We start from the raw sequence: 21853 nt of genomic DNA, 5'->3' as shown, positions 1-21853 counted from the left end.
GGTAAAAGGTAAGGGAGAAAAGTAAAATTCATCACTGACTTTTAAAGAAATATCAGATTTGTGATCCATTTTAACTAATCAAAGTAAAATTTTAGAAACTAACTTTGATGTATTTATGAAAAGCCCTATCCAAAAAATATTATTTAGTTGTTCTGGTACTGGTAAAAGTTTCAAAATTGAACATACAATTATTACCAGATTAGGGTTAATTAATACTTCTCCTAATGTCATCAAAACAGTATTTCATCCTGAATATACCTATGGTGATTTTATGGGAAAATTAGTCCCCATAACAGAGGAGGAGGTTATTGTACCTCACTGAATTGAAAAATTCCATTAATTCAGCTAAAAATTTCATTCCCAACTAACATTTACCTTGGCATAACATCATCAAGACGCAGTTGCAGACTAGGTAAAATATGAGATTTAATAAACTCACCTAACCGATATTTTTGCTGGTTGTAATCTTCACCAATTAATTGACAAACTGTAAATGTTGGCTGTTTTGGTTTACCAATAAAAACAACACCACCTAACCCCCGATAATCAACAATCCAATATTCAGGAATTCCTAATAAAGCGTATTCTTCAACTTTACGTGCATAATCTGTTTCCCAGTTTGTGCTAACAACTTCAACTACTAATTTAATTGATTGTCCTAAAGCAATAACTGGTTCATGTTCCCAAAAAGGTTCATGGTGCAGCACAGTTTCATCTAATACTACAACATCAGGACGGCGGGCTGTGGCTGCTTCTGCGAAAGGACGGATTAGACAGGTACGAGGAATAAACCAAGGAAGTTTTTGGGCAGTTATAGTAATACCTATGTGAGTAGCTATTTTACCCCCAACAGTTTCATGAGGTCCAGTTGGTTCGATATCAATCAGTTCCCCATCTGCAAGTTCATAGTGGGGGTTATTACCATATTGGATAATAAATTCTTCCAATGTTAATGGTTTTGTTAATGCTTGAACCATAAGTCACCTGCATCTTTCGCTGTGCATTATTATAGCTAAATTTTACTAATATTTTGGCAAGAATTGAGGTGAGGCGATAAGATCCCCCACTCCTTTTATGTAGATAAAAAAATGCTCTTCATTCTAAGCTCCTTACTTCATTGCTAATTGTCATTACTAATTACCTTCGGTACTACTAGCACCTTATCAACCCGATTTCCGTCCATATCCATAACTTCAAACCGCATACCATCCCATTCAAAATGATCGGCGGCGGCGGGAATACGTCCTAAATGGGTGATAACAAAACCGCCCAATGTTTGATAATTTCCTCTTTCTTCAGTTTCTAATTCTTCGAGATCAAAAAGTTCTAAAAACTCTTCTATTCCTAACATTCCATCTACTAACCAAGAACCATCTTCTCTTTGTACTGCTTGGGGTTCTTCTTGTCCTGGTTCTGCGGGAACATCCCCAACTATTTCACTCATGATATCATTGAGGGTAACTAAGCCTTGAATGACACCATATTCATCTACCACTAAAGCCATGTGTGTGATGGTTTGTTTGAATAATTCCAAAACTTTTAAACCGCGTGTACTTTCAGGAACAAATACCGGTTGACGTAATCCTAGAGTCAGATCAAAAGATTCATTGCGTAAACTTCTAGCTAATAAATCTGTGACAGGAATAATACCCAGAACATTATCTAATCCTTCTTGACAAACAGGATAGCGAGAATAACCACTTTCTACCATTTTGTGGCGATTTTCTTCAGGGGAGTCGTCCAAGTCTAACCAAACTATATCAGGGCGGGGTGTCATTAAGTAGGTAACGGGGCGATCGCCTAACCGGAATACTCTTTCTACCATGTCTTGTTCGGCTTCTTCAAAAGTTCCCGCTTCTGTCCCTTGTTCGATTAAAATTTTAATTTCTTCTTCCGTGACTTGGGGTTCTTCTGAAGGGGTAATTCCCAAAACTCTTAATACTAAATCTGTCGATGCACTCAAAAGATAAACTATAGGTGAGGCTATTTTTGCTAAGGCCCGCATGGGGATAGCCACAAAAGCAGCAATTTTTTCGGGGTTATTTAAAGCCAGACGTTTGGGGACGAGTTCACCGACAATTAAGGAAAAATAGGTAATGAGTAAAACCACTATGCCAAAGGCGATCGCATTACTATAATTAGCTAAAATTGGAACTAGCTTGACATAATCTTCTAATCTTCTGGCAATGGTCGCACCACCAAAGACACCATTAAGAATATTAATGAGTGTAATCCCCACCTGGACGATAGATAAAAAATGGTTGGGCGATTCGGCGAGTTTTAATGCAGCCCTAGCATTGACATCTCCTTGGTTGGCTAACTGCTGTAGTCTGACTTTCCGGGCGGAAACTACGGCCATCTCCGACATCGAAAATAAACCGTTGGCAAAAATTAGGACTAAAATTGTTAAAAGCTCAAAACTGATGGAAGACATTTTTAAAATTGCTGGTATAAAGAGTAAAATTATACAGAGGTTGGCAATCTAGTTTATTTACACATTTTATTAGTATCCAGTATTTTAGGTGATTATCTAAATACTTTGACTATATACAAAGTCATAGTTATATTTTTTTGTCTATTAGCCGTTATGGTTTATTCTTGGGCATTCATGGTCAAGAGTAGGATTAAAACTTTTAAAATAGTTGATATAAACTGCTTTTAGATTTTGACATCACTAGCGACTTCCTTTTTTAACGTAAAACTTATGGCCTTTTCTTCTATTGTACGTGCTTTGGCGCGATCTCCTCTCACCGCAGAACTCATTACTAAACTCAACAAACAGCAGGAATTGCGGTTAAATGGTATTTCTCGTCTCCCCAAGGGACTGGTAGCTTCAGCATTAGCAAGTTATGAAGATCAGGATCTGTGTGTATTTTGTGCTACTTTAGAGGAAGCTGGCCGGGTTTTCGCCCAGATGGAAGCCATGGGATGGAAAACTGTCCACTTTTACCCCACTTCCGAAGCTTCTCCCTATGAACCTTTTGACCCTGAAAATGAGTTGAGTTGGGGTCAAATGCAGGTTTTAGCAGATTTGGTTAATGGTCAGTCGTCAGTTGTCAGTGGTCAGTTGCCAAAACAAAGAACGGCGATAATTGCGACGGTGGGGGCGTTGCAGCCACATTTGCCACCACCGGAGGCGTTTAAATCATTTTGTGTCACTTTAGAAAAGGGGATGGGATTTGATTTGGATGGGTTTGGAGAAAAAATCACGATTTTGGGATATGAACGAGTTCCCCTGGTGGAAACGGAAGGACAATGGAGTAGACGGGGGGATATTGTGGATGTGTTTCCGGTGTCCTCCGAGTTACCTGTGCGCTTGGAATGGTTTGGCGACGAAATTGAACAAATTCGGGAATTTGACCCCGCCACCCAGCGTTCAGCCTTGGATAAGGTAGGAAAACTTACCCTCACCCCCACAAGTTTTGCACCAATTGTTTTAGATGGGCTGAAAGATAATACAGCATTAGATGCTGACACTTTCCCCCCTTTGCTAGGTAATTCCGAAGGAAGTCGGCGATTTTTGGGGTTAGCTTTTACAAAACCCGCTTCATTACTGGACTATTTACCACAAAATACCCTTGTTGCCATTGATGAACCAGAACAATGTTATGCTCATAGCGATCGCTGGGTGGAAAATGCTCAAAGTCAGTGGTCATTAGGGGCGAAGCATTTGGAAGATAACTTATCGGTAGTCACAAAAAATAGTTCTGCAAATGCTTCGCCCGTACATTTATCAGTTGAATTACCTAAAATCCATCGCAATTTTGATGAGTGTATAGCAGAAATTAGTAATTTTAAAAAGTTATATTTATCGGAATTATCAGAAGAAAATAGTGGTCTGAATTTAGGGAGTAGACCTTTACCTGTTACACCCCATCAATTTGCCAAGTTAGGGGAAACAATTAGAAAGGAGAGGGAACGCAATTTTGCGGTTTGGATAATTTCGGCTCAACCTTCCCGTTCTGTTTCTCTGCTGCAAGAACATGATTGTCCTGCCCAGTTTATCCCTAATCCCCGCGATTATCAAGCTATTGATAAACTACAAATTAATCATATCCCCATCGCTCTTAAATATTCCGGTTTGGCAGAATTAGAAGGGTTTATTTTACCTTCTTTTCGGTTAGTAATTGTCACCGATAGAGAATTTTATGGACAACATTCCTTAGCTAATTTTGGCTATGTCCGTAAACGTCGTCAAGCCACATCTAAACAAGTTGATCCTAATAAATTACGTCAAGGAGATTTTGTAGTTCATCGTAGTCATGGAATTGGTAAATTTGTCAAATTAGAAAGTTTAACAATTAATGATGAAACCCGTGATTATTTAGTTGTGCAATATGCAGATGGTTTATTAAGAGTTGCTGCTGATCAAGTTGGTTCTTTATCTCGATTTAGAACTAATGCAGATAAACCTCCAGAACTTCATAAAATGACCGGAAAGGCTTGGGAAAATACTAAAAATAAAGTTCGCAAAGCCATTAAAAAATTAGCAGTAGATTTGTTAAAACTGTATGCCGCACGTTCTCAACAACAAGGTTTTTCCTATCCCCAGGATATGCCTTGGCAAGAAGAAATGGAAGATTCTTTCCCCTATCAACCTACCACAGATCAACTAAAAGCCGTACAAGATGTGAAACGGGATATGGAAAGTGAAAGACCGATGGACAGGTTAGTATGTGGAGATGTGGGTTTTGGCAAAACAGAAGTTGCAATTCGGGCGATTTTTAAAGCTGTCACCGCAGGAAAGCAAGTGGCACTTTTAGCACCAACAACAATTTTAACGCAACAGCATTATCATACAATTAAAGAACGGTTTGCACCCTATCCTGTGAATGTGGGTTTACTAAATCGTTTTCGTAGTGCGGAAGAAAAACGCAATATTCAAAAGCGTCTCGCAACGGGAGAATTAGATATAGTTGTCGGAACACATCAATTATTAGGAAAAGGTGTGCAATTTAAGGATTTAGGACTTTTGGTAATTGACGAAGAACAAAGATTTGGAGTTAATCAAAAGGAAAAAATCAAAAGTCTCAAAACCCAAGTTGATGTTCTCACTCTTTCGGCAACTCCTATTCCCAGAACCTTATATATGTCATTATCAGGAATTCGGGAAATGAGTTTAATTACCACTCCACCTCCCACCAGAAGACCAATTCAAACTCATCTCGCACCTTTAAATTCTGATATTGTCAGAAGTGCAATTCGTCAAGAATTAGATCGAGGTGGACAAGTATTTTATGTAGTTCCCAGAGTTGAAGGAATTGAGGAAACAACAACAAAATTGCGAGAGATGATACCAGGAGGAAGATTTGCGATCGCTCATGGTCAAATGGACGAAAGCGAGTTAGAATCAACCATGCTGACTTTCGGCAATAATGACGCTGATATTCTTGTTTGTACAACAATTATTGAATCTGGTTTAGATATTCCGCGAGTCAATACAATATTAATTGAAGATGCCCACCGTTTTGGTTTATCTCAATTATATCAATTACGTGGTCGGGTAGGACGTGCCGGAATACAGGCACACGCATGGTTATTTTACCCTAAACAAAGAGAATTATCCGATGCAGCCAGACAAAGATTAAGGGCAATTCAAGAATTTACACAACTTGGTTCTGGATATCAATTAGCAATGCGAGATATGGAAATTCGCGGTGTAGGAAACTTGCTAGGTGCAGAACAATCTGGTCAAATGGATGCAATTGGATTTGACTTATATATGGAAATGTTAGAAGAAGCAATTCGAGAAATTAGAGGTCAAGAAATACCCAAAGTTGAAGATACACAAATTGACCTTAATCTTACCGCATTTATTCCTTCAACCTATATTACCGATCCTGATCAAAAGATGAGTGCTTACCGCGCTGTTGCTACAGCAAAATCAAAATATGAATTAAAACAAATTGCTGCGGAATGGACTGATAGATATGGGACTATACCGGTACCTGCAAATCAATTATTGCGCGTGATGGAACTAAAACAATTAGCCAAAAATCTGGGATTTAGCCGTATTAAACCAGAGAATAAACAGCACATTGTTTTAGAAACACCAATGGAAGAACCTGCATGGAATCTATTAGCAGAAAACCTTGCTTCCAACATGAAAACCCGTTTTGTTTATTCTCCTGGAAAAGTAACAGCAAGAGGTTTAGGAGTCTTTAAAGCAGATCAACAATTGCAAACTTTAATAGATACTTTCATGAAAATGCAAGGGGCAATTGCAGAAACTACTTTAGTTTGATTTTGTAGGTTGGGTTAAATAATGAGCAATCATTGCTTTATTTTCGGTTCTTCGGTACTTGTTATCCTAAATTACTAATTGGGTAAGAGGGAGCGGGGAACAGGGGAAAAAATCTTTAATTTTCTAATTTTTTAATAAGGCTAATAATCATTCTGCTTTCTTCTTTTAAGAAGTTAAGAATCATTTCGGTTTTTCAGTACCTAATATGCAAAATCAAGTCCAAAAAATTTCGGAAAGCTTGCTATACATAAGAAATAAGCCATAATTTTGAACATTATCACAAAATATTGCCTCTTTACCCTGTTCCCAGTTAAGAGTTCCCTCTCCTCACAGACAACTTTTTCAGCAAACCCTAATTAGATTCACTCTCTAGGAAGATGTCAAAGTAGTAAAAGTAGATTTGAATTGACTTTGGTGTGTCGAATAACTGCTTTCTATAATGGTTTAGCTTCATGCTAAACCTTTTTTCTGATAAAAATTCATAAATTATAGTACATAGTATTCTCTAGATAGATGAATTGTCATTGCTATTAATCTAAATTAACCAGTTATGGTAAACACTTGGTATCCATAGGCTTGGCTATTTACCAAGCCTTTTTTATATTTACAGGACTTACGTAACTGACACATTGGTAGGGTATGGTTCGACAAGCTCACCAACCACGTCAGATATCAAGAATTTAGTTATTTACATGATTTATACTGTCTGACGCACCCTACAACAGATTTTTTGGTGTGACTCTTGCGTAAGTCTTAATTTAATATAACTTCTTATGTGCTCATCCACAAAATATCTGATTTAATTCTACTTTAGGTAGTAGAAATCTGGATTAAAATTGACTAGTCTTAAATACATTAATGCCTGAAAAACGTGTATGTACCCTGAAAATAATTTCAGGGTCTTTTTTTATTTGCCTGATATTAAATACTAATTGACTATGCCATAGCATATTTTAGGAAATTTGTACACACCTAATAGGATGATGAATACTAATAACCAAGGGTTTAAAGTAACTATATATGGTAAACACCTGGTATATACAAAGGCTTGGCTCACAACCAAGCTTTTTTCATTTTTAAGATTGCTATGAAATTTTTCATTTATAATTACTACAATTAAGTTTCATAGAACTTGAATAATATATATTGAATCGGCCTTATCATATTTAGAGAAGTTTGTATACAGTCTTTAGGAAGATGATCTGTAATCAGAGTATCACTAAATTAGTTAAGTACGTTGTTAAGCACAGCAATTATGGAGGTTTGGTGATTATGCCAAACCTTTTTTTTTGATAAGGAATTATCCAAATGTCACATTTAGAAATACATAATCATCTTTGGTGCTGATCTTTTTTCATCTACGGTTAATTTCCATGAATATAGAAATCCTCAATGATTTATGAAAAATACCTAACTCTTTTAGGGTAGATAATACCTAGTACCGCAGGGCGGAAGTCAAAACGAACACAGTATAGGCTTTTGGGAGATTTATAATTGTTGGTTTATTTACGCCGTGCTGTACTAGTATACGTATATGTTCAAAAATCAAATAGCAATCGTATATCTTAATCCTAACCAAAATCGTTTTAATTTGCTATGACTTAGATTACCAAATATAAAATATAATTAATAGTTATGTGTATTGTCGAAACAAGTTTATTTTCAGAAGATACGAAAACAACAGATATACTTAGAGTACCTCAAGCAACAAAGATAAATAGTAACTTGGGTAATTATTTAGATGTTGATATACTTAAAAAGCTCAGCATTATTGTCCAAAAGATTTGCGACTATACTCTAGTCAATTTAGTCTTTGTAATTTACCTGAGTTTACCGTGTTTTTATATACTCATTTTATTGTATAAACAAGAATACGGATCAGTATACACAATCATAAATTAATGAGAGAATAAGTTTTATGGGATGCAGACTGAAAATTGTTTTAACTGATGAGGAAAAATTAACTCTTGAAGAGTTGAGAAAAGCCAAGGATATTCCTCAACGAACTAAAGACCGCGCTCAAGTATTGTTATTAAATGCTCGCGGGTTAAAAAACGAACAAATTGCTCAAGGGTTAAACTGGGCAATTTCTACAGTCCGTCAAACCTTACATCGCTGGGAAAAGATGGGTTTAGCCGGATTATGGGATGCCCCAGGCCGAGGTGGCAAACCACGTTACTCAGAAGATGATTTAGAGTATTTAGAAAACTGTTTATTTCAGGACTCTCAAATATATAGCTCTAAACAACTGGCCAAAAAACTAGCGTCGGAAAGACAGGTATATTTAAGCCCTGACCGACTGCGTAGAGTTCTGAAAGCTAGAGGAAAAGTCATAAATATCCGGCAAAAATCTACCAAAAATGAGACTTCATAGTTTAGAGTGCAAGAAGCAGGGCGTAGGAAGGAGGTATAGGGAAAAATTTTCCTCATAACCAATGACCCATGACCAATTTAAGTATTTATTACTAAAAATAGGTAGTTTTGATTACAAAAAAGAGGTAAAAAACATTAAAAATCCTGAAATCTATATAAATTAATAGTTTCATCTATCCACTTCGGGCTACAACGCCTTAGAATGATTCATTGAAAAGTCGAGTCAATGGGATTTACGGCGATTTTGAGTGTAAATACTCTCAAGGAACGATTTTTGTAGTTGTACAAACAGAGATTTACGTAAAGATGTTCTTATAGTGCATCTTTAAAGAATCTCTAGTAAAACTTTAGGAGTTTGATATGAACAAAGGTGAATTAGTTGATGCAGTGGCGGAAAAGGCCAACGTTACTAAAAAACAAGCTGATGCTGTTTTGAGTGCTGCCATCGAAACCATTGTAGAGGCGGTTTCTTCCGGTGATAAGGTGACTTTGGTGGGATTTGGTTCTTTTGAATCACGGGAACGCAAAGCCCGCGAAGGACGTAACCCCAAAACGAACGAAAAAATGGAAATTCCTGCGACTAGAGTTCCCGCGTTTTCCGCTGGGAAACTCTTTAGAGAAAGAGTAGCACCCCCAAAAGAGTAATTTCTGTTATAGGGAAACTATTTTTGATGCCACAACAAGCACACGGGGGAAACTTAGCTTGGGCAGCAGCACTGGCTGGCTGTTCCCCGGATGCTATTGTGGATTTTTCCGCCAGTATTAGCCCGTTGGGTCCGCCAGACAGCGTTATCGCTGCGATTGTTTCCCAACTTGATAATCTCCGCAATTATCCTGACCCAGAGTATAGTGAACTGAGACTAGCTCTGAGTCAATTTCATCAACTACCCCCAGAGTGGATTTTGCCTGGTAATGGTTCGGCAGAATTGTTAACTCTGGTGGGTAGAGATTTAGCAAAATTAGCAGGAACAATTTTGCTGACTCCGGCCTTTGGCGACTATTACCGCACTCTTGCGAGTTATGGGGCTAAAGTTCTGGAGTTTCCTGTAAATTTGTCCCCAGAGATAGATGAGAACAGTTCCCTATTTCCACAATTCAGGCTAGAGAGTTCAGTATCGGGGTTACTATTAAATAATCCCCATAACCCAACGGGTAGGTTATTTTCACGGGAGTCTGTTTTACCCTATTTAGACAAGTTTGCTTTGGTGGTGGTAGATGAAGCGTTTATGGATTTTCTGCCACCCCAGCAAGAACAAAGTTTAATTGAGTTAGTACAGGAATATGAAAATTTAGTAATTTTAAGATCGCTGACGAAGTTCTACAGCTTACCAGGGCTAAGATTGGGATATGCGATCGCTCATCCCCACCGTTTAGCGACATGGAAGTCATGGCGAGATCCCTGGCCTGTGAATACTTTAGCAGCAGCCGCAGCGATCGCTGCTCTCCAAGACACAGAATTTCAAACTCTCACATGGAAATGGCTACCACAGGCAAGAAATCAATTATTTCAAGGTCTAACCTCAATTCCTGGTTTACGCCCCCTACAAGGTGCTGTTAACTATGTATTGGTAGAATCTACATCCTCTACTTCTGAGTTACAAAAAACATTACTACAGCAACATCAGATTTTAATTCGTGATTGTTTAAGTTTTAAAGAATTAGGCGATCGCTTCTTCCGTGTCGCCGTTCGGACTGAATCGGATAATCAACGCCTATTAAATGCACTGAAAACAATTAAAAATTAAGTAAGAATTCAGGAGTCAGCACTTCGGCTATGGCTACGCCAGGCAGGCTATCGCTCAGTGACCAGTCAGGTGACAGGTGACAAAGATTTCTTATGTTTTGTCTTTTCCAATTACGAATTCCAAATTACGAATTACGAATTCCAAATTACGAATTACAAATTCCAAATTACGAATTACCAATGTCCAATATTGATTATGATATCGTGATCATAGGCGGTACTCTAGCTGGGTATCACGCTGCTTTAATGGCAATAGGTTTTAAGGCTAAAGTAGCTTTAATTGCTGAGGAAAATTTTTTGACTCACTCTCACATCAATTATCAATATATCCTCAGTCAAATTAATCATCTTGAGAGTCAATATCAAAATTTAAGTAATTTTGGGAATTTGCCAAATCATATTCAATTAAACTCCCAAAATATGACTTGGGAAAACAGTTTATTTTATGCCCAAACAATTAATAAAAACATCAATGAAATTAATTCATTAGGTAATTTAGCAGTTCAAGGAGTGGATATTATTATTGGTAATGGAGAATTTCAAGCCCATCCTCACTTAAATTTTATAGTTAATCAAAGACGTTTATATAGTCGTACTTATCTACTCGCTAATGGTGCACGTCCTCTTATTCCCAACATTCCTGGATTAGATACTATTAAATATCTCACATTAGCTAATATTTGGTCATATTTAGAAACCACTCCCTTACCAAAAAAATGGGTGATTTTGGGCGGAGTTCACCAAAGTATTGAAATTGCTCAACTTCTAGCTAAAATTGGTTGTCAGGTAACTTTAATAGCTAAACATCCGCAAATTTTATCCCATCTTGATCCGGAAATCGCTCAATTACTCATAGCACAATTAGAAGTGGATGGAGTGCGGATTTTAAACCAAACAGAAGTTACTCAAGTCAGAATAATAGATAATAAAAAATGGCTGCAAGTAGGAAATGAAGCTATTGAAACTGATGAAATTTTAATTGCTATTGGCCAACAACCTAATTTAGAATATCTAAATTTACCAGCAGTCGGAGTCAAAGGGCATAGACATAACTTAGTTATGAATGAAAAATTACAAACTACAAACCATCGCATCTACGCTTGTGGTGATGTAATTGGTGGTTATGATTTACCCAATCTTGCTAATTATGAAGCTAATATTGCCGTCAAAAATGCCTTATTTTTGCCCACAGATAAAGTTAATTATGATCTTATACCTTGGGGCATAAATTGTCAGCCGATGGTAGGCCAAGTTGGTTTAACAGAAACTCAAGCTAAAAAGAGATATTCTTCCCGGAAAATTTTAGTTTTAAAACAATATTTTAAAACTGCTACCTCCGCCCAAATTAGAGGCGAAATAACTGGTATTTGTAAAATAATCGTCTTAGAAAATGGGCAAATATTAGGCGGTGCTATTTTCGGTCAAGCAGCAACAGAATTAATTAATTTAATCACTTTGGCAATATCAGAAAAGATCAACATTACAAAATTAGCACAGCTATCCGCAGTTTATCCTAGCTATACAGAAATTTTAGTCGCAACTAGTCGAGAATGGCAAACATTGAAACTAAATCGTAATCATAGTTTACAAGAATTGTTAATAAGTTTCTTTAATTATCGTCGTGATTGGAATTTATAGTAAATTATACTTAGGACTTACGCACGAAGCAATCAAAAACCTGATTCTTTCGTAGGGGTAATTCATGAATTACCCCTACTTTTGTATGTTTTGCGTAAGTCCTGATACTGATAAGTAGCCGTGTAATTCCTCATTAGAAATGTGTTTTATTACTTGTGATAAAGGTGTTATCGTAAAACCTTTATGGCAATTACTGATCTTTCCGTTCTCCTTTATCTGTTAAAGAAACGCTGCCAATTCCTTGTAAAATACCGCGACCGATTAAACCTAAACCTCTACCAATTACTTGAGTTAGGACAAAAACAATTCCAGTTCCTAAAAAACCTGCTAAAGATTTTATTCGTGGGGTAATGGCATCCCGGAATTCTAGCAATAATGTCACCCCTAAAGGAATACCAGCTAGTTCTGCTAACTCTTGATTACGAGGGGCATAAACTGATATTTTGGCAATACCACGAGGGGCAAATACAAATAATTCATAACGACTTTCAAAAATTGTTTGAGCTTCGATGATATATTGAGATAATTGATATTTCCAAGATAAATTATTGCGGAATTTTTCAATTTCTCTAGTGGAAATTATATGCCGATCATAAAAGTTTTGTTTAATAATTTCTGCATCCGCCAAGTAATTTAATAACGGCTGCATCACACGATTAGCTATATGAATAAATAAATTTTCTACAATAGCTAAGGCTTGAGATTGGGCTTCTTGACTTCCTGCTCTATAGGCAATATTATCAATATACAAATCTGTAAATAAAATTAAATAAGATAATAATTCAAAAAATAGGGGGACTTGCTGAATTAGTTGGGTTTGTAAGTCTGTAGTTTTATCTAATAAAAATTTAACCAAGTTAATTTCTGCTTTGTTAACAACAATTTGCCGATAATTACCAAAAAATTCTGTAAGCGTAAATTGCCATAGATCTACTAAAATCTGATCTTTTAAATTATATAATTGTTGTTTATCAAAATTAAAAGTACGAATTTCCGCCAACTGCTGAGAAAATTTATGGACAATAATATAAAGTAACTCTCTTTTTTTATCTTCTCTGAGAATATCAATTTCTAAAGGTGTATTTGTGAGATTATCTAAAGGGAATTGTAATTTATTTAAACATTGTGTTAATAATTCAGCTTGCAGTTGTTGAGAACTAACCACAGGTGGCATATTATATGGTGGTTGTGTATCTCCTGTGATCATACTGGGAGTTGCCCGAACATCTGCTGATCGTAACTGGAGTTCTGGTGGCGTTTTTTGTCTTTCCTGGGGTACTGTTAATAAATGATTTACACACCACCGCGCCGCTAAAAGTTCCCGTCGTCTTCCTGCTAAGATAACTTGATTTAATAGACTTATTCCTGGTAGTTTTAATTCTGCTGTAACTTGATGGAGAGTATGATTAATATAGTTATTTCCAGAAGCTTGTATACTCTGTCTCAACTTAGTAAATGGTAAAGCAGATACCACAGGCGGAAAAATTTGTGTCTCTACAGGCCAATAATAACCACCATTGGCTACTTGTTCCACAATTGGGACTAATTGAGAAATTGATATCCCTTTGGGACAATACCCATTTACCCCTGTTGCTTTTGCGTCCATCAGTAATTCTGGCTGAGATAGGTCAGTTAGGAGTAATATAGGTATGTGAGGATATAAAGATTTCAATTCCTTGCAGAATTGCCATCCTAGTCGTTCTTGATCTAATGCTAAGATAATTAATTTAATTTGCCGAGGGTTTCGCGCTAGTATTTCCGCTAACACTTGCAAAGCCGCAGTGTCAGTAGAAACATCAGCTACCACCTGTAAATTAGGAATAGCTTCCAGCGTTACCTTTAGTCCTAAACGGAAAATGGGATCTGGGTCAATTAATAAAAATTCTAAAGGGCGATCGCTCATTGGTGTACTCGAATATTTGCAATATTTACCTGTTTTATCCCAGCTAACGGAAAGTGTGTTAGTTGGTCTGAGTAAACAAAATGCGTTAAGACGCAATAAAGGAACATGATTAGCTTATCAAATTGCCTATCTTCTAGCCTTACCACAAGTGCTACTGCAAGAAGCAAACTTGAGTAGACAATAGACCTCTGGTGAGAAAGATTGTAGACCCGAGAATCCCTGGGACTTAGGAGTAAAGGCGGTTTTAGTTAAAGGTGGGGGAATGTCTGGAAGTTTGCGGGGTGTTGATGTTTGGTTTAATGGTGAAAAGTTTGAGGTTTTGACAACGGAACAAATACAGACAAAAAATACTCATGGTACAGGTTGTAATTTATCAGCCGCCATTACTGCTAATCTAGCTTTGGGTAATGACATCAGGACATCAGTGCAAACAGCTAAAGAATATGTAACAAATGCGCTCACCTATTCCCTCAATATTGGTAAAGGACAAGGCCCTGTAGGACACTTTTTCCCTTTATTAACAAAATAGATGGAATTTTAAAATAAGTTGCATCAATAACATATAATTATCTACTATACTGAGGGTAATATGTAGAGTCAGTCAAATATTGAACGTCTATAGATGATAACTGGATGATCAGGTTTGACATATCCTACTAAATTCTGACTTCTGATGACTGACTTGAGAAAATTGCAAATCTTTGCCTTTTGTGCATTTTTCCATTATTCTTGGGCATAATCTCACAAATAACTATACTCTGAGCTTTGTTGTCCCTACTCTAATTACCGTATATACTCATCTATCCATGAAAACATCTACAGGATCTAATTATAGTCAACCACCTAACAATTATTCTCCATCAGTTCCTCTTTGTGTTTATCGGGAGTTGACAGCGGAGTCACAGGCTATCCAATCTAAATTGGATGTTGTCACCAGTCACAATCAGAAATTAGTCGAAGAAAATCAACAACTGCGTCAAGAAATCAGAAAGATCATTCAGTCTTGTTTAGACCTGCAAAAGTTAGTTGATGCTCCAGCACCCAGTTCTCCCGCAGTACCTCATCATGAGGATGTACAACATCAACCCCAACCCATACCCAGTAGTCAAAATGAGGTCAGATATACAAATAACCCTCTAACTACTTCAGCACCTCCACGTCAACAAACACAGCGTCTTCGTAAAGTAAAGGTAAAAAAAGCTGCTTTTGCTCCTCGTCATCAGAAGTCTGCTGCACCTGTCAAGGATATGAATTTTCCAGTGACGGAAACAGTATTCATCGAAGAACAGCAAGTGAGATGTTCTCGTTCTCCTCAGTCAGAAAGTAAGGGATTAAATAGTTGGTGGTTAATAATTACTATTATATTAATTATGGTGACAGGTTTTGCTGCTGGCTATTTAATTGTGCGTCCTTTATTCCAAAATCAAATTCAAAAATAAATAGGGGTTGCTGAAAAAGTTGTCTGTGAGGAGAGGGAACAGGGAACATGGTAAAAGCACATGGCTATTATCTGCTAAATTTTGCCTGTTTTATCAATAGCATATTCACCTGTTTCTATATCAATAATTATCATTTTACCGATGTTTTCTTCGGTGTCTACTTGCTGACGAATGCCATTTTCATATAATTCTTTGGCACGTTTTGCGACTTCTTCGCTGCTGAGGAGAATGGCTTGCATTTTGTTTCATCTTTTTTCGTGATTAGTTTATGATACCTTATCAAGCGATACCTTTGGTCAGCGCTTCGCGATCGCCTTTGGTACTGAGTTCCGCACAATTGCACCTCTCCACCATAGTCTAACTAACAGCGATTCCTGCGGGGTGCTTTGCGATCGCACAACAACCAATACCAAAAACTCAGCAAGCTTTACCAGGTTTCTAGTTCTGTGAGAGCAAAAACTCACAGTATTAGTGATAATTTTTTACATAATTCCCGTTGGCTAACGCTAAAAAGCATACTATACTGTTACGGTATATCCAAATATAAACACAGTAAGACTGTGCAAACCAGGATATACAACAAAAGGATGGTGTAATGTCAGCCAGCGAAGCCAACACTAGGACACAATTAATTGATCCTGCTTTAACCCTAGCAGGATGGAACATCAAAGACCCCAACCAAGTGGGGTTAGAAATTCCTGTGGATGGTTATAATGCCGAACCTTGGAACGGTGTTACTGATTATTGCTTGTATCAACCCAATGGGGAAGTTATAGCAGTAGTAGAAGCAAAACGCCAAAGCAGTGATCCGAAAATTGCCCAAACCCAGGTAGAATACTACGTTAAAGAAATAGAAAAACATCAAAGTTTCCGCCCTTTTGCATTTATGACGAATGGGGAAGAAACTCATTTTTGGGATGTGGGAAATTCTGCAAAACGGCAGGTAGCTGGTTTTTTTTCGCCATCAGATTTAGAGAATTTACTGTATATTCGTCAAAATCAAATTGCGTTAAGTTCATTACCAATTAATACCCAAATTGCTGGGAGAGATTATCAACAGGAAGCTATTCGTCGGGTTTGTGAAACATTTGATGAAGGAAAACGCCGGACTTTGTTGGTAATGGCTACGGGAACAGGGAAAACCCGCACCGCAATGGCGATTATTGACTTATTTTTACGGGCTAATCAAAGTCGGAAAATCTTATTTGTTGCTGATAGGGATAATTTAGTTAAACAAGCTTTAGAAGATGGTTTTATGGAACACATACCCCATGAACCATGCGATCGCATTTTCAGCTACAACATAGATAAAACTAAACGGCTGTATGTAGTTGTGGAAAAGACTTTAAGAAATTCCTATAAAAAATTTAGTCCGGCTTTTTTTGATTTAATTATTTTTGATGAGGCACATCGTTCTATTTTTAACCTCTTTCAAGAGGTAATGGAATATTTTGATGGGCGGATGATTGGTTTAACTGCCACCCCCGCAGATTTTATTGATAGGAATACTTTTAATACTTTTCACTGTTTTGATGGTATTCCTAGTTTTCTCTACACCTATAAACAAGCAGTTGAAGAGAAAAATTTAGTTGATTTTAGTCTTTATCAAGCACAAACTAAATTTCAAAGTGAAGGTATTAAAGGCGCGAAACTTTCAGAAGAAGAACAGAATATATTGATAGCACAAGGACATGATCCAGATGATATTGATTTTTCCGGTACAGATTTAGAAAAAAAGGTGAGTAATAAAGACACTCTCCGCAAGCAATGGGAGGAAATTATGGAAGTTTGCCATAAAGATGAATCAGGGCAACTACCAGCGAAAACCATTGTATTTGCATTGACTCAAGAACACGCTTTACGGCTGTGTACAACTTTTGAAGAAATGTATCCCCAATATTCTGATTTGGTGCGAGTAATTACCCACAAAACAGAATATAAAGGCAAGCTAACAGGAAACTTTAAAAAAGAGGATATGCCCCGCATTGCTATTTCTGTGGATATGCTAGATACTGGGGTAGATGTACCAGAAATCATGAATTTGGTGTTTATGAAACCTGTGCAATCACAGATAAAATTATGGCAAATGATTGGACGAGGTACAAGAAATCAAAAGGCTTGTAAAAAGTTGGAATGGTTGCCAAATCGAACAAAAGAGGAATTTTTAATTATTGATTTTTGGGAAAATGAATTTGAAGATAAAGCACAAACAGAAGTAGCCCAAACTATTCCCGTATTATCTCGTATTTTTAACACTCGTTTGGATTTGCTAGAGTTATATTTACATGATCAAGAGTCACCAGATTGTCAAGCGGTAATTGCAAGTTTACGGGAACAAATCACCCAAATTCCGACAGATTCATTTACTGTCAAAAAGAAGATGTTTGATATTGCTGAAGTTTGGACAGATTTATTTTGGAATTACATTACTAAAGATAAATTGAAGTCATTACGGTTTAAAGTTGCTCCTCTTTTGCGATTTGTGCCAGGTGTGGAGATAGCAGCAGCAACTTTTACCAGTAAAGTTGAACGATTAAAGTTAGAAATTCAAACGCAAGGGGCAAAACCGGATACTGTACAATCTATTGCTGAAGATGTCAGTCTTTTACCTGAGTTTGTTCATCAAGATAAACGAAAACAAGATGCAATTAAGTTGTGTTTATCTTCACGGTTGAATAATGCGACGGTGAAAGAATTAAATCAGATCATAGCTGATTTGGCTGAAGAAATGAAATATCGAAAACGCCAAAATAGTTTTTTAAACTTAGATTTAGCTGATTTTGTGGCTACTCGCGGTTTTATTACTGTGGGTGAGGGTGGTGAACAAGTTTATGTAGAGGAATATAAAAAACGAGTTGAGGAGAAAATAAATGTAATTGTAGATGATCATCCTACTATTAAGGCTATTCAGGAAGGTGAAGCAGTTACAGATTGGCAATTGATTGAGTTAGAAAGAACTTTACGCCAAGGTTTAGGAGGTAGTAATATTCAGCTTTCTGAGTCGAATATTCGCAAGGCTTACGGGCTAAAAGCTAATAGTTTGTTGGCATTTTTGCGGCATTTATTGGATTTGGATGCCATACCAGATTATGATGAAGTGGTAAAGCGTCAATTTGAAGATTTTATTGCCAAACATCAGTATAATGCTAATCAGATTAATTTTTTAAGGGCTGTGCAGAGTGTGTTTTTACAAAAGCGGAGGTTAGAGGTGGCTGATTTGTATGAGGGGGCTTTGGCTAGGTTTGGGAAAAATGCCGTTGATAGGTTTTTTTCTGATGATGAGGTTGATGATTTATTGGCTTTTACGGAATTGTTGGCTGCTTAAAATTTATGTATTCATTTATCTATTTATTTATTTATTTATTTATTTATTGAGTTAGATTTAATAGCCAGGGAATAAATTCCCTGTCTAATAGCTAAAGTCGGTTAAAACCGACTAAATTGGGTTTTCATGTTATTCTTTTTTTGATTTTTGGGTAATAATGGAAATTTTATTTTTAATTTAATTGATTTTTTTGGTAATGTAATGTTAGACAGAGATAACAGAGCCAGGGAATAAATTCCCTGTCTAATAGCTAAAGTCGGTTAAAACCGACTAAGTTGGGTTTTTATGTTATTCTTTTTTTAATTTTTGGGTAATAATAAAAATTTTATTTTTAATTTAATTGATTTTTTTGGTAATATAATCTGAGTCCGTTTCAACGGACTTGAGCTTTGAGACAGGGAATTTATTCCCTGGCTGAATAATTTAGCTTATTGACAATTAGACATTTATTATTATTCTTTAAAAATTCATTATGGCTTTATGGCGGTTGTATTATCATATTGTTTGGGCTACGAAAAAACGTGAGCCTTTAATTACCAATGATATAGAGGAAAAATTTTATGGTTATTTAATTGGGAAGGCGGATCATTTAGGGTGTATAATTCATGCTATTGGTGGAATGGAAGACCATATTCATTTTGTGGCTTCTATTCCTCCAAAACTGTCTATTGCTGAATTTGTGAAAATTTTAAAAGGTAGTAGTGCTTATCATTATAATCATACTTTAGGTAAAACACAACAATTCGCTTGGCAGGAAGGATATGGAGTTTTTTCTTTAGGAGGTAAACAATTACAAGAAGCTATTGAATATGTAGATAATCAAAAAATACATCATCAAAATAAAACAACAGTTCCATTATTAGAACAAGAAACAGATTTCGATAAACCACCGGAAAATAAAATAAAACCCAAAAACCCAGAAAATAAATTTCCTAGCTAAAAGCTAAAATCCGTTACAACGGATTAAATTCAAAAAAAATAGTCGGTTTTAACCGACTTTAGCTATAAGACGGGGAATTTATTCCCCGGCTAAAATGAATGGCTAAATAAACAGCTAAATAAACAGCTACATTAAATCAAAAACCCTAATTACAAATGCTAACCGACCCCAATTTAAAATCAAAAGTAGACTTACTGTGGGATAAACTCTGGACTGGTGGCCTATCCAACCCAATGGATGCTATCGAACAATTCTCATTTCTCCTTTTCCTCAAACGCTTAGACGAAGCCGAAGATTTAAACGAACGTCAAGCCAAACGCCGCAAAGAAGATTATCAGCCCAAAATTCCCCTAGAAATGCGTTGGCGACATTGGACACAGATGAAAGCTGAGGATGCTTTAAATCATGTCAAAAATAAAGTTTTCCCCTGGTTGAAAGAAATGGGTAATTCTGACAACGAGGAAGAAACTGAGGAAAAAAAAGAGAAAGAAACCGATGAAAATCAAAGTTCCTTTAGTGAGTATATGCAAACTGCGGAATTTAAAATTAATAAACCCAGTTTGTTAATTGAGGCTTGTAAATCAATTGATGAAATGAAAATTTCTGAACAAAATCAAGATGTTCAGGGTGATTTATATGAGTATTTATTAAATAAATTAAGTATTGCTGGACGCAATGGCCAGTTTAGAACACCCCGCCATATTATCCGCATGATGGTGGAAATGGTAGAACCTAAACCTACCGATAGAATTGGTGATTTAGCGGCAGGTACTTGTGGTTTTCCGGTGAATGCTTATCAGTATATTTTAGAAAAATACACCAGTCCAGAAATATTATTTGATGAACAAGGTAATAAACATTTAGTTGGTGATTTACTCACACCAGAACAACAAGAATTTCTGCAAACGGAGGCGTTTACAGCTTATGATAATGATTCGGGAATGACGATGTTACGCATCGGTTCTATGAATTTCATGCTGCATGGTATTGAACAGCCTCGGTTTTTTGCTAAAGATACCCTTTCTAAAAGGTTTGATGATGAAAATACCCTCGATTTAGTATTAATGAATCCACCTTTTAAGGGTGCGGTTGATGCGGCAGATGTACATCCAAAATTGGCAGGTTTAAGCAAAAAATCCGAGTTGTTATTTCTACATTTGATTTTGCGGGTTTTAGATATGGGGGGGAGATGTGCGGTTATTGTCCCGGATGGGGTGCTGTTTGGTTCTAGTAAAGCGCACGTGGAGATTCGCAAAAAGATTATAGAAGAAAATCGCTTGGATGGGGTGGTTTCTATGCCTAGCGGGGTGTTTAAACCTTATGCGGGGGTGTCTACGGCGGTGCTGCTGTTTACTCGTGGGGGAACGACTGACCGCGTTTGGTTCTATGATATGGAGCATGATGGCTTTTCTCTGGATGATAAGCGTCAAGCTGTGACTGAAAACGATATTCCTGATATTTTGGATTGTTGGAAAAATCGGTTTAATGCTGATGTTACTCAACAAAATCAGGAACGTTTAGCGGATTTGAAAATGCAAATTGCACCTTTTAAAGCGGAACGTTTGTTATTACATAAGGAAATTAACCGTTTAACTTTTGAAAATGCTGTTGCACCGGCTGATGATGAAGCAACTCGTCAGGCTTTGGAAACGGATAAACAAAAGTTGGCGTTATTACATGAAAAAATCTCACCGTTGCAAAATGAAATTAATCGTTTAAATCGTCAATTTTGGGTGACAAAGGCGCGGGTAAAGGGGAATAAATATGATTTATCTGCTAGTCGTTATCGTCAGGTGGAACAGGATGAGGTGTTTTATGATGTTCCCCAGGTGACGTTAGAAAGGTTGTTGAAATTGGAGGATGTTATGGGCGCTGAGGTGCGAGAATTGGAGAGGTTGTTATAGATTTATCGGTTTATCCATTTTATCGGTTTTGTTGGGGAATAAATGCCGGGGAATAAATGTTAATAAATGTCAACCAATGCCAATCAATGCCAGGGAATAAATGTTAATTAATGCTAATCAGTGCCAATCAATGCCAGGGAATAAATGTTAATAAATGTCAATAAATGCCAGGGAATAAATTCCCTGTCTTATAGCTGAAGTCGGTTGAAACCGACTGAATATTATTTGGATGTTGATTTGATTGTTTTTTTGGGGAATAATGGTAATTTTATTTGGCAATTAAACCTGATTTTTTGGTAATCTCATTCTAGTCCGTTTTAACGGATTTGAGCTTTTAGACAGG

The 21853-nt window shown here is 36.7% G+C and carries 14 protein-coding genes and 1 pseudogene; 11 read left to right on the top strand and 4 right to left on the bottom strand.

Annotation, left to right across the window (positions count from 1 at the left end):
- Positions 1 to 115: 115 nt before the first annotated feature.
- Complete coding sequence (locus CUN59_RS11130; protein WP_207765412.1) at positions 116 to 322, top strand: hypothetical protein; 207 nt, start codon at positions 116 to 118, stop codon at positions 320 to 322.
- Between the two features lie 49 nt (positions 323 to 371).
- Here CUN59_RS11130 and CUN59_RS11125 read toward each other — a convergent pair whose 3' ends face one another.
- Together CUN59_RS11125 and CUN59_RS11120 are read right to left on the bottom strand one after the other, a co-directional pair.
- Complete coding sequence (locus tag CUN59_RS11125) at positions 372 to 977, bottom strand: Uma2 family endonuclease (protein ID WP_104387901.1); 606 nt, start codon at positions 975 to 977, stop codon at positions 372 to 374.
- A 143-nt stretch (positions 978 to 1120) separates the two neighbouring features.
- Positions 1121 to 2434 (bottom strand): hemolysin family protein, encoded by a 1314-nt coding sequence (locus CUN59_RS11120; protein WP_104387900.1) that lies wholly within the window; start codon positions 2432 to 2434, stop codon positions 1121 to 1123.
- 270 nt (positions 2435 to 2704) lie between these two features.
- Between CUN59_RS11120 and mfd the strand changes: the two genes are divergently transcribed.
- From mfd to CUN59_RS11090, 5 genes are all read left to right on the top strand, one after another.
- A complete protein-coding gene (gene mfd / locus CUN59_RS11115) occupies positions 2705 to 6244 on the top strand; it encodes a transcription-repair coupling factor (protein ID WP_104387899.1) in 3540 nt (1179 codons plus the stop codon).
- A gap of 1918 nt (positions 6245 to 8162) precedes the next feature.
- Positions 8163 to 8618: a helix-turn-helix domain-containing protein gene (locus tag CUN59_RS11105; protein WP_104387898.1), complete on the top strand. Its 456-nt coding sequence runs from the start codon at positions 8163 to 8165 to the stop codon at positions 8616 to 8618.
- Between the two features lie 359 nt (positions 8619 to 8977).
- A complete protein-coding gene (locus CUN59_RS11100) occupies positions 8978 to 9262 on the top strand; it encodes an HU family DNA-binding protein (protein ID WP_104387897.1) in 285 nt (94 codons plus the stop codon).
- A gap of 26 nt (positions 9263 to 9288) precedes the next feature.
- Positions 9289 to 10362, top strand: coding sequence for a threonine-phosphate decarboxylase CobD (gene cobD / locus CUN59_RS11095; RefSeq protein ID WP_104387896.1), 1074 nt, complete (start codon positions 9289 to 9291; stop codon positions 10360 to 10362).
- A gap of 179 nt (positions 10363 to 10541) precedes the next feature.
- Positions 10542 to 11999 (top strand): dihydrolipoyl dehydrogenase family protein, encoded by a 1458-nt coding sequence (locus CUN59_RS11090; RefSeq protein WP_133164016.1) that lies wholly within the window; start codon positions 10542 to 10544, stop codon positions 11997 to 11999.
- 190 nt (positions 12000 to 12189) lie between these two features.
- Here the strand turns inward: CUN59_RS11090 and CUN59_RS11085 are convergent, their stop codons facing one another.
- Entirely contained in the window at positions 12190 to 13902 is a 1713-nt protein-coding gene (locus tag CUN59_RS11085) for a DUF3685 domain-containing protein (RefSeq protein ID WP_104387894.1), read from the bottom strand.
- Between the two features lie 226 nt (positions 13903 to 14128).
- Between CUN59_RS11085 and CUN59_RS11080 the strand changes: the two are divergent.
- Both CUN59_RS11080 and CUN59_RS11075 read left to right on the top strand, forming a co-directional pair.
- Positions 14129 to 14431: pseudogene (locus CUN59_RS11080) on the top strand (bifunctional hydroxymethylpyrimidine kinase/phosphomethylpyrimidine kinase); the annotation flags it as partial.
- 277 nt (positions 14432 to 14708) lie between these two features.
- Positions 14709 to 15341 carry a hypothetical protein gene (locus CUN59_RS11075; protein ID WP_104387893.1) on the top strand — a complete coding sequence of 211 codons (633 nt, stop codon included), beginning with the start codon at positions 14709 to 14711 and terminating at the stop codon, positions 15339 to 15341.
- A 74-nt stretch (positions 15342 to 15415) separates the two neighbouring features.
- Here the strand turns inward: CUN59_RS11075 and CUN59_RS21430 are convergent, their stop codons facing one another.
- Positions 15416 to 15580: a hypothetical protein gene (locus CUN59_RS21430; protein WP_165790186.1), complete on the bottom strand. Its 165-nt coding sequence runs from the start codon at positions 15578 to 15580 to the stop codon at positions 15416 to 15418.
- A gap of 356 nt (positions 15581 to 15936) precedes the next feature.
- On the opposite strand from CUN59_RS21430, the gene CUN59_RS11070 reads away from it, so the two are divergent.
- The 3 genes from CUN59_RS11070 to CUN59_RS11060 all read left to right on the top strand — a co-directional run bounded on the left by CUN59_RS11070 (position 15937) and on the right by CUN59_RS11060 (position 21510).
- Positions 15937 to 18666: a type I restriction endonuclease subunit R gene (locus CUN59_RS11070; protein WP_104387892.1), complete on the top strand. Its 2730-nt coding sequence runs from the start codon at positions 15937 to 15939 to the stop codon at positions 18664 to 18666.
- 472 nt (positions 18667 to 19138) lie between these two features.
- Positions 19139 to 19606 carry an IS200/IS605 family transposase gene (tnpA, locus tag CUN59_RS11065; RefSeq protein WP_104387891.1) on the top strand — a complete coding sequence of 156 codons (468 nt, stop codon included), beginning with the start codon at positions 19139 to 19141 and terminating at the stop codon, positions 19604 to 19606.
- Positions 19607 to 19761: 155 nt separating this feature from the next.
- The gene (locus tag CUN59_RS11060; RefSeq protein WP_104387890.1) at positions 19762 to 21510 is read left to right on the top strand and encodes a type I restriction-modification system subunit M; all 1749 of its coding nucleotides are present in this window, start codon (positions 19762 to 19764) and stop codon (positions 21508 to 21510) included.
- Positions 21511 to 21853 lie beyond the last annotated feature (343 nt).

Origin of the sequence: Cuspidothrix issatschenkoi CHARLIE-1 (assembly GCF_002934005.1) — a bacterium.
Lineage (GTDB): Bacteria > Cyanobacteriota > Cyanobacteriia > Cyanobacteriales > Nostocaceae > Cuspidothrix > Cuspidothrix issatschenkoi.
Note: the sequence above shows the minus strand (reverse complement) of the source record. Positions and strands in the feature narration are given on the sequence as shown.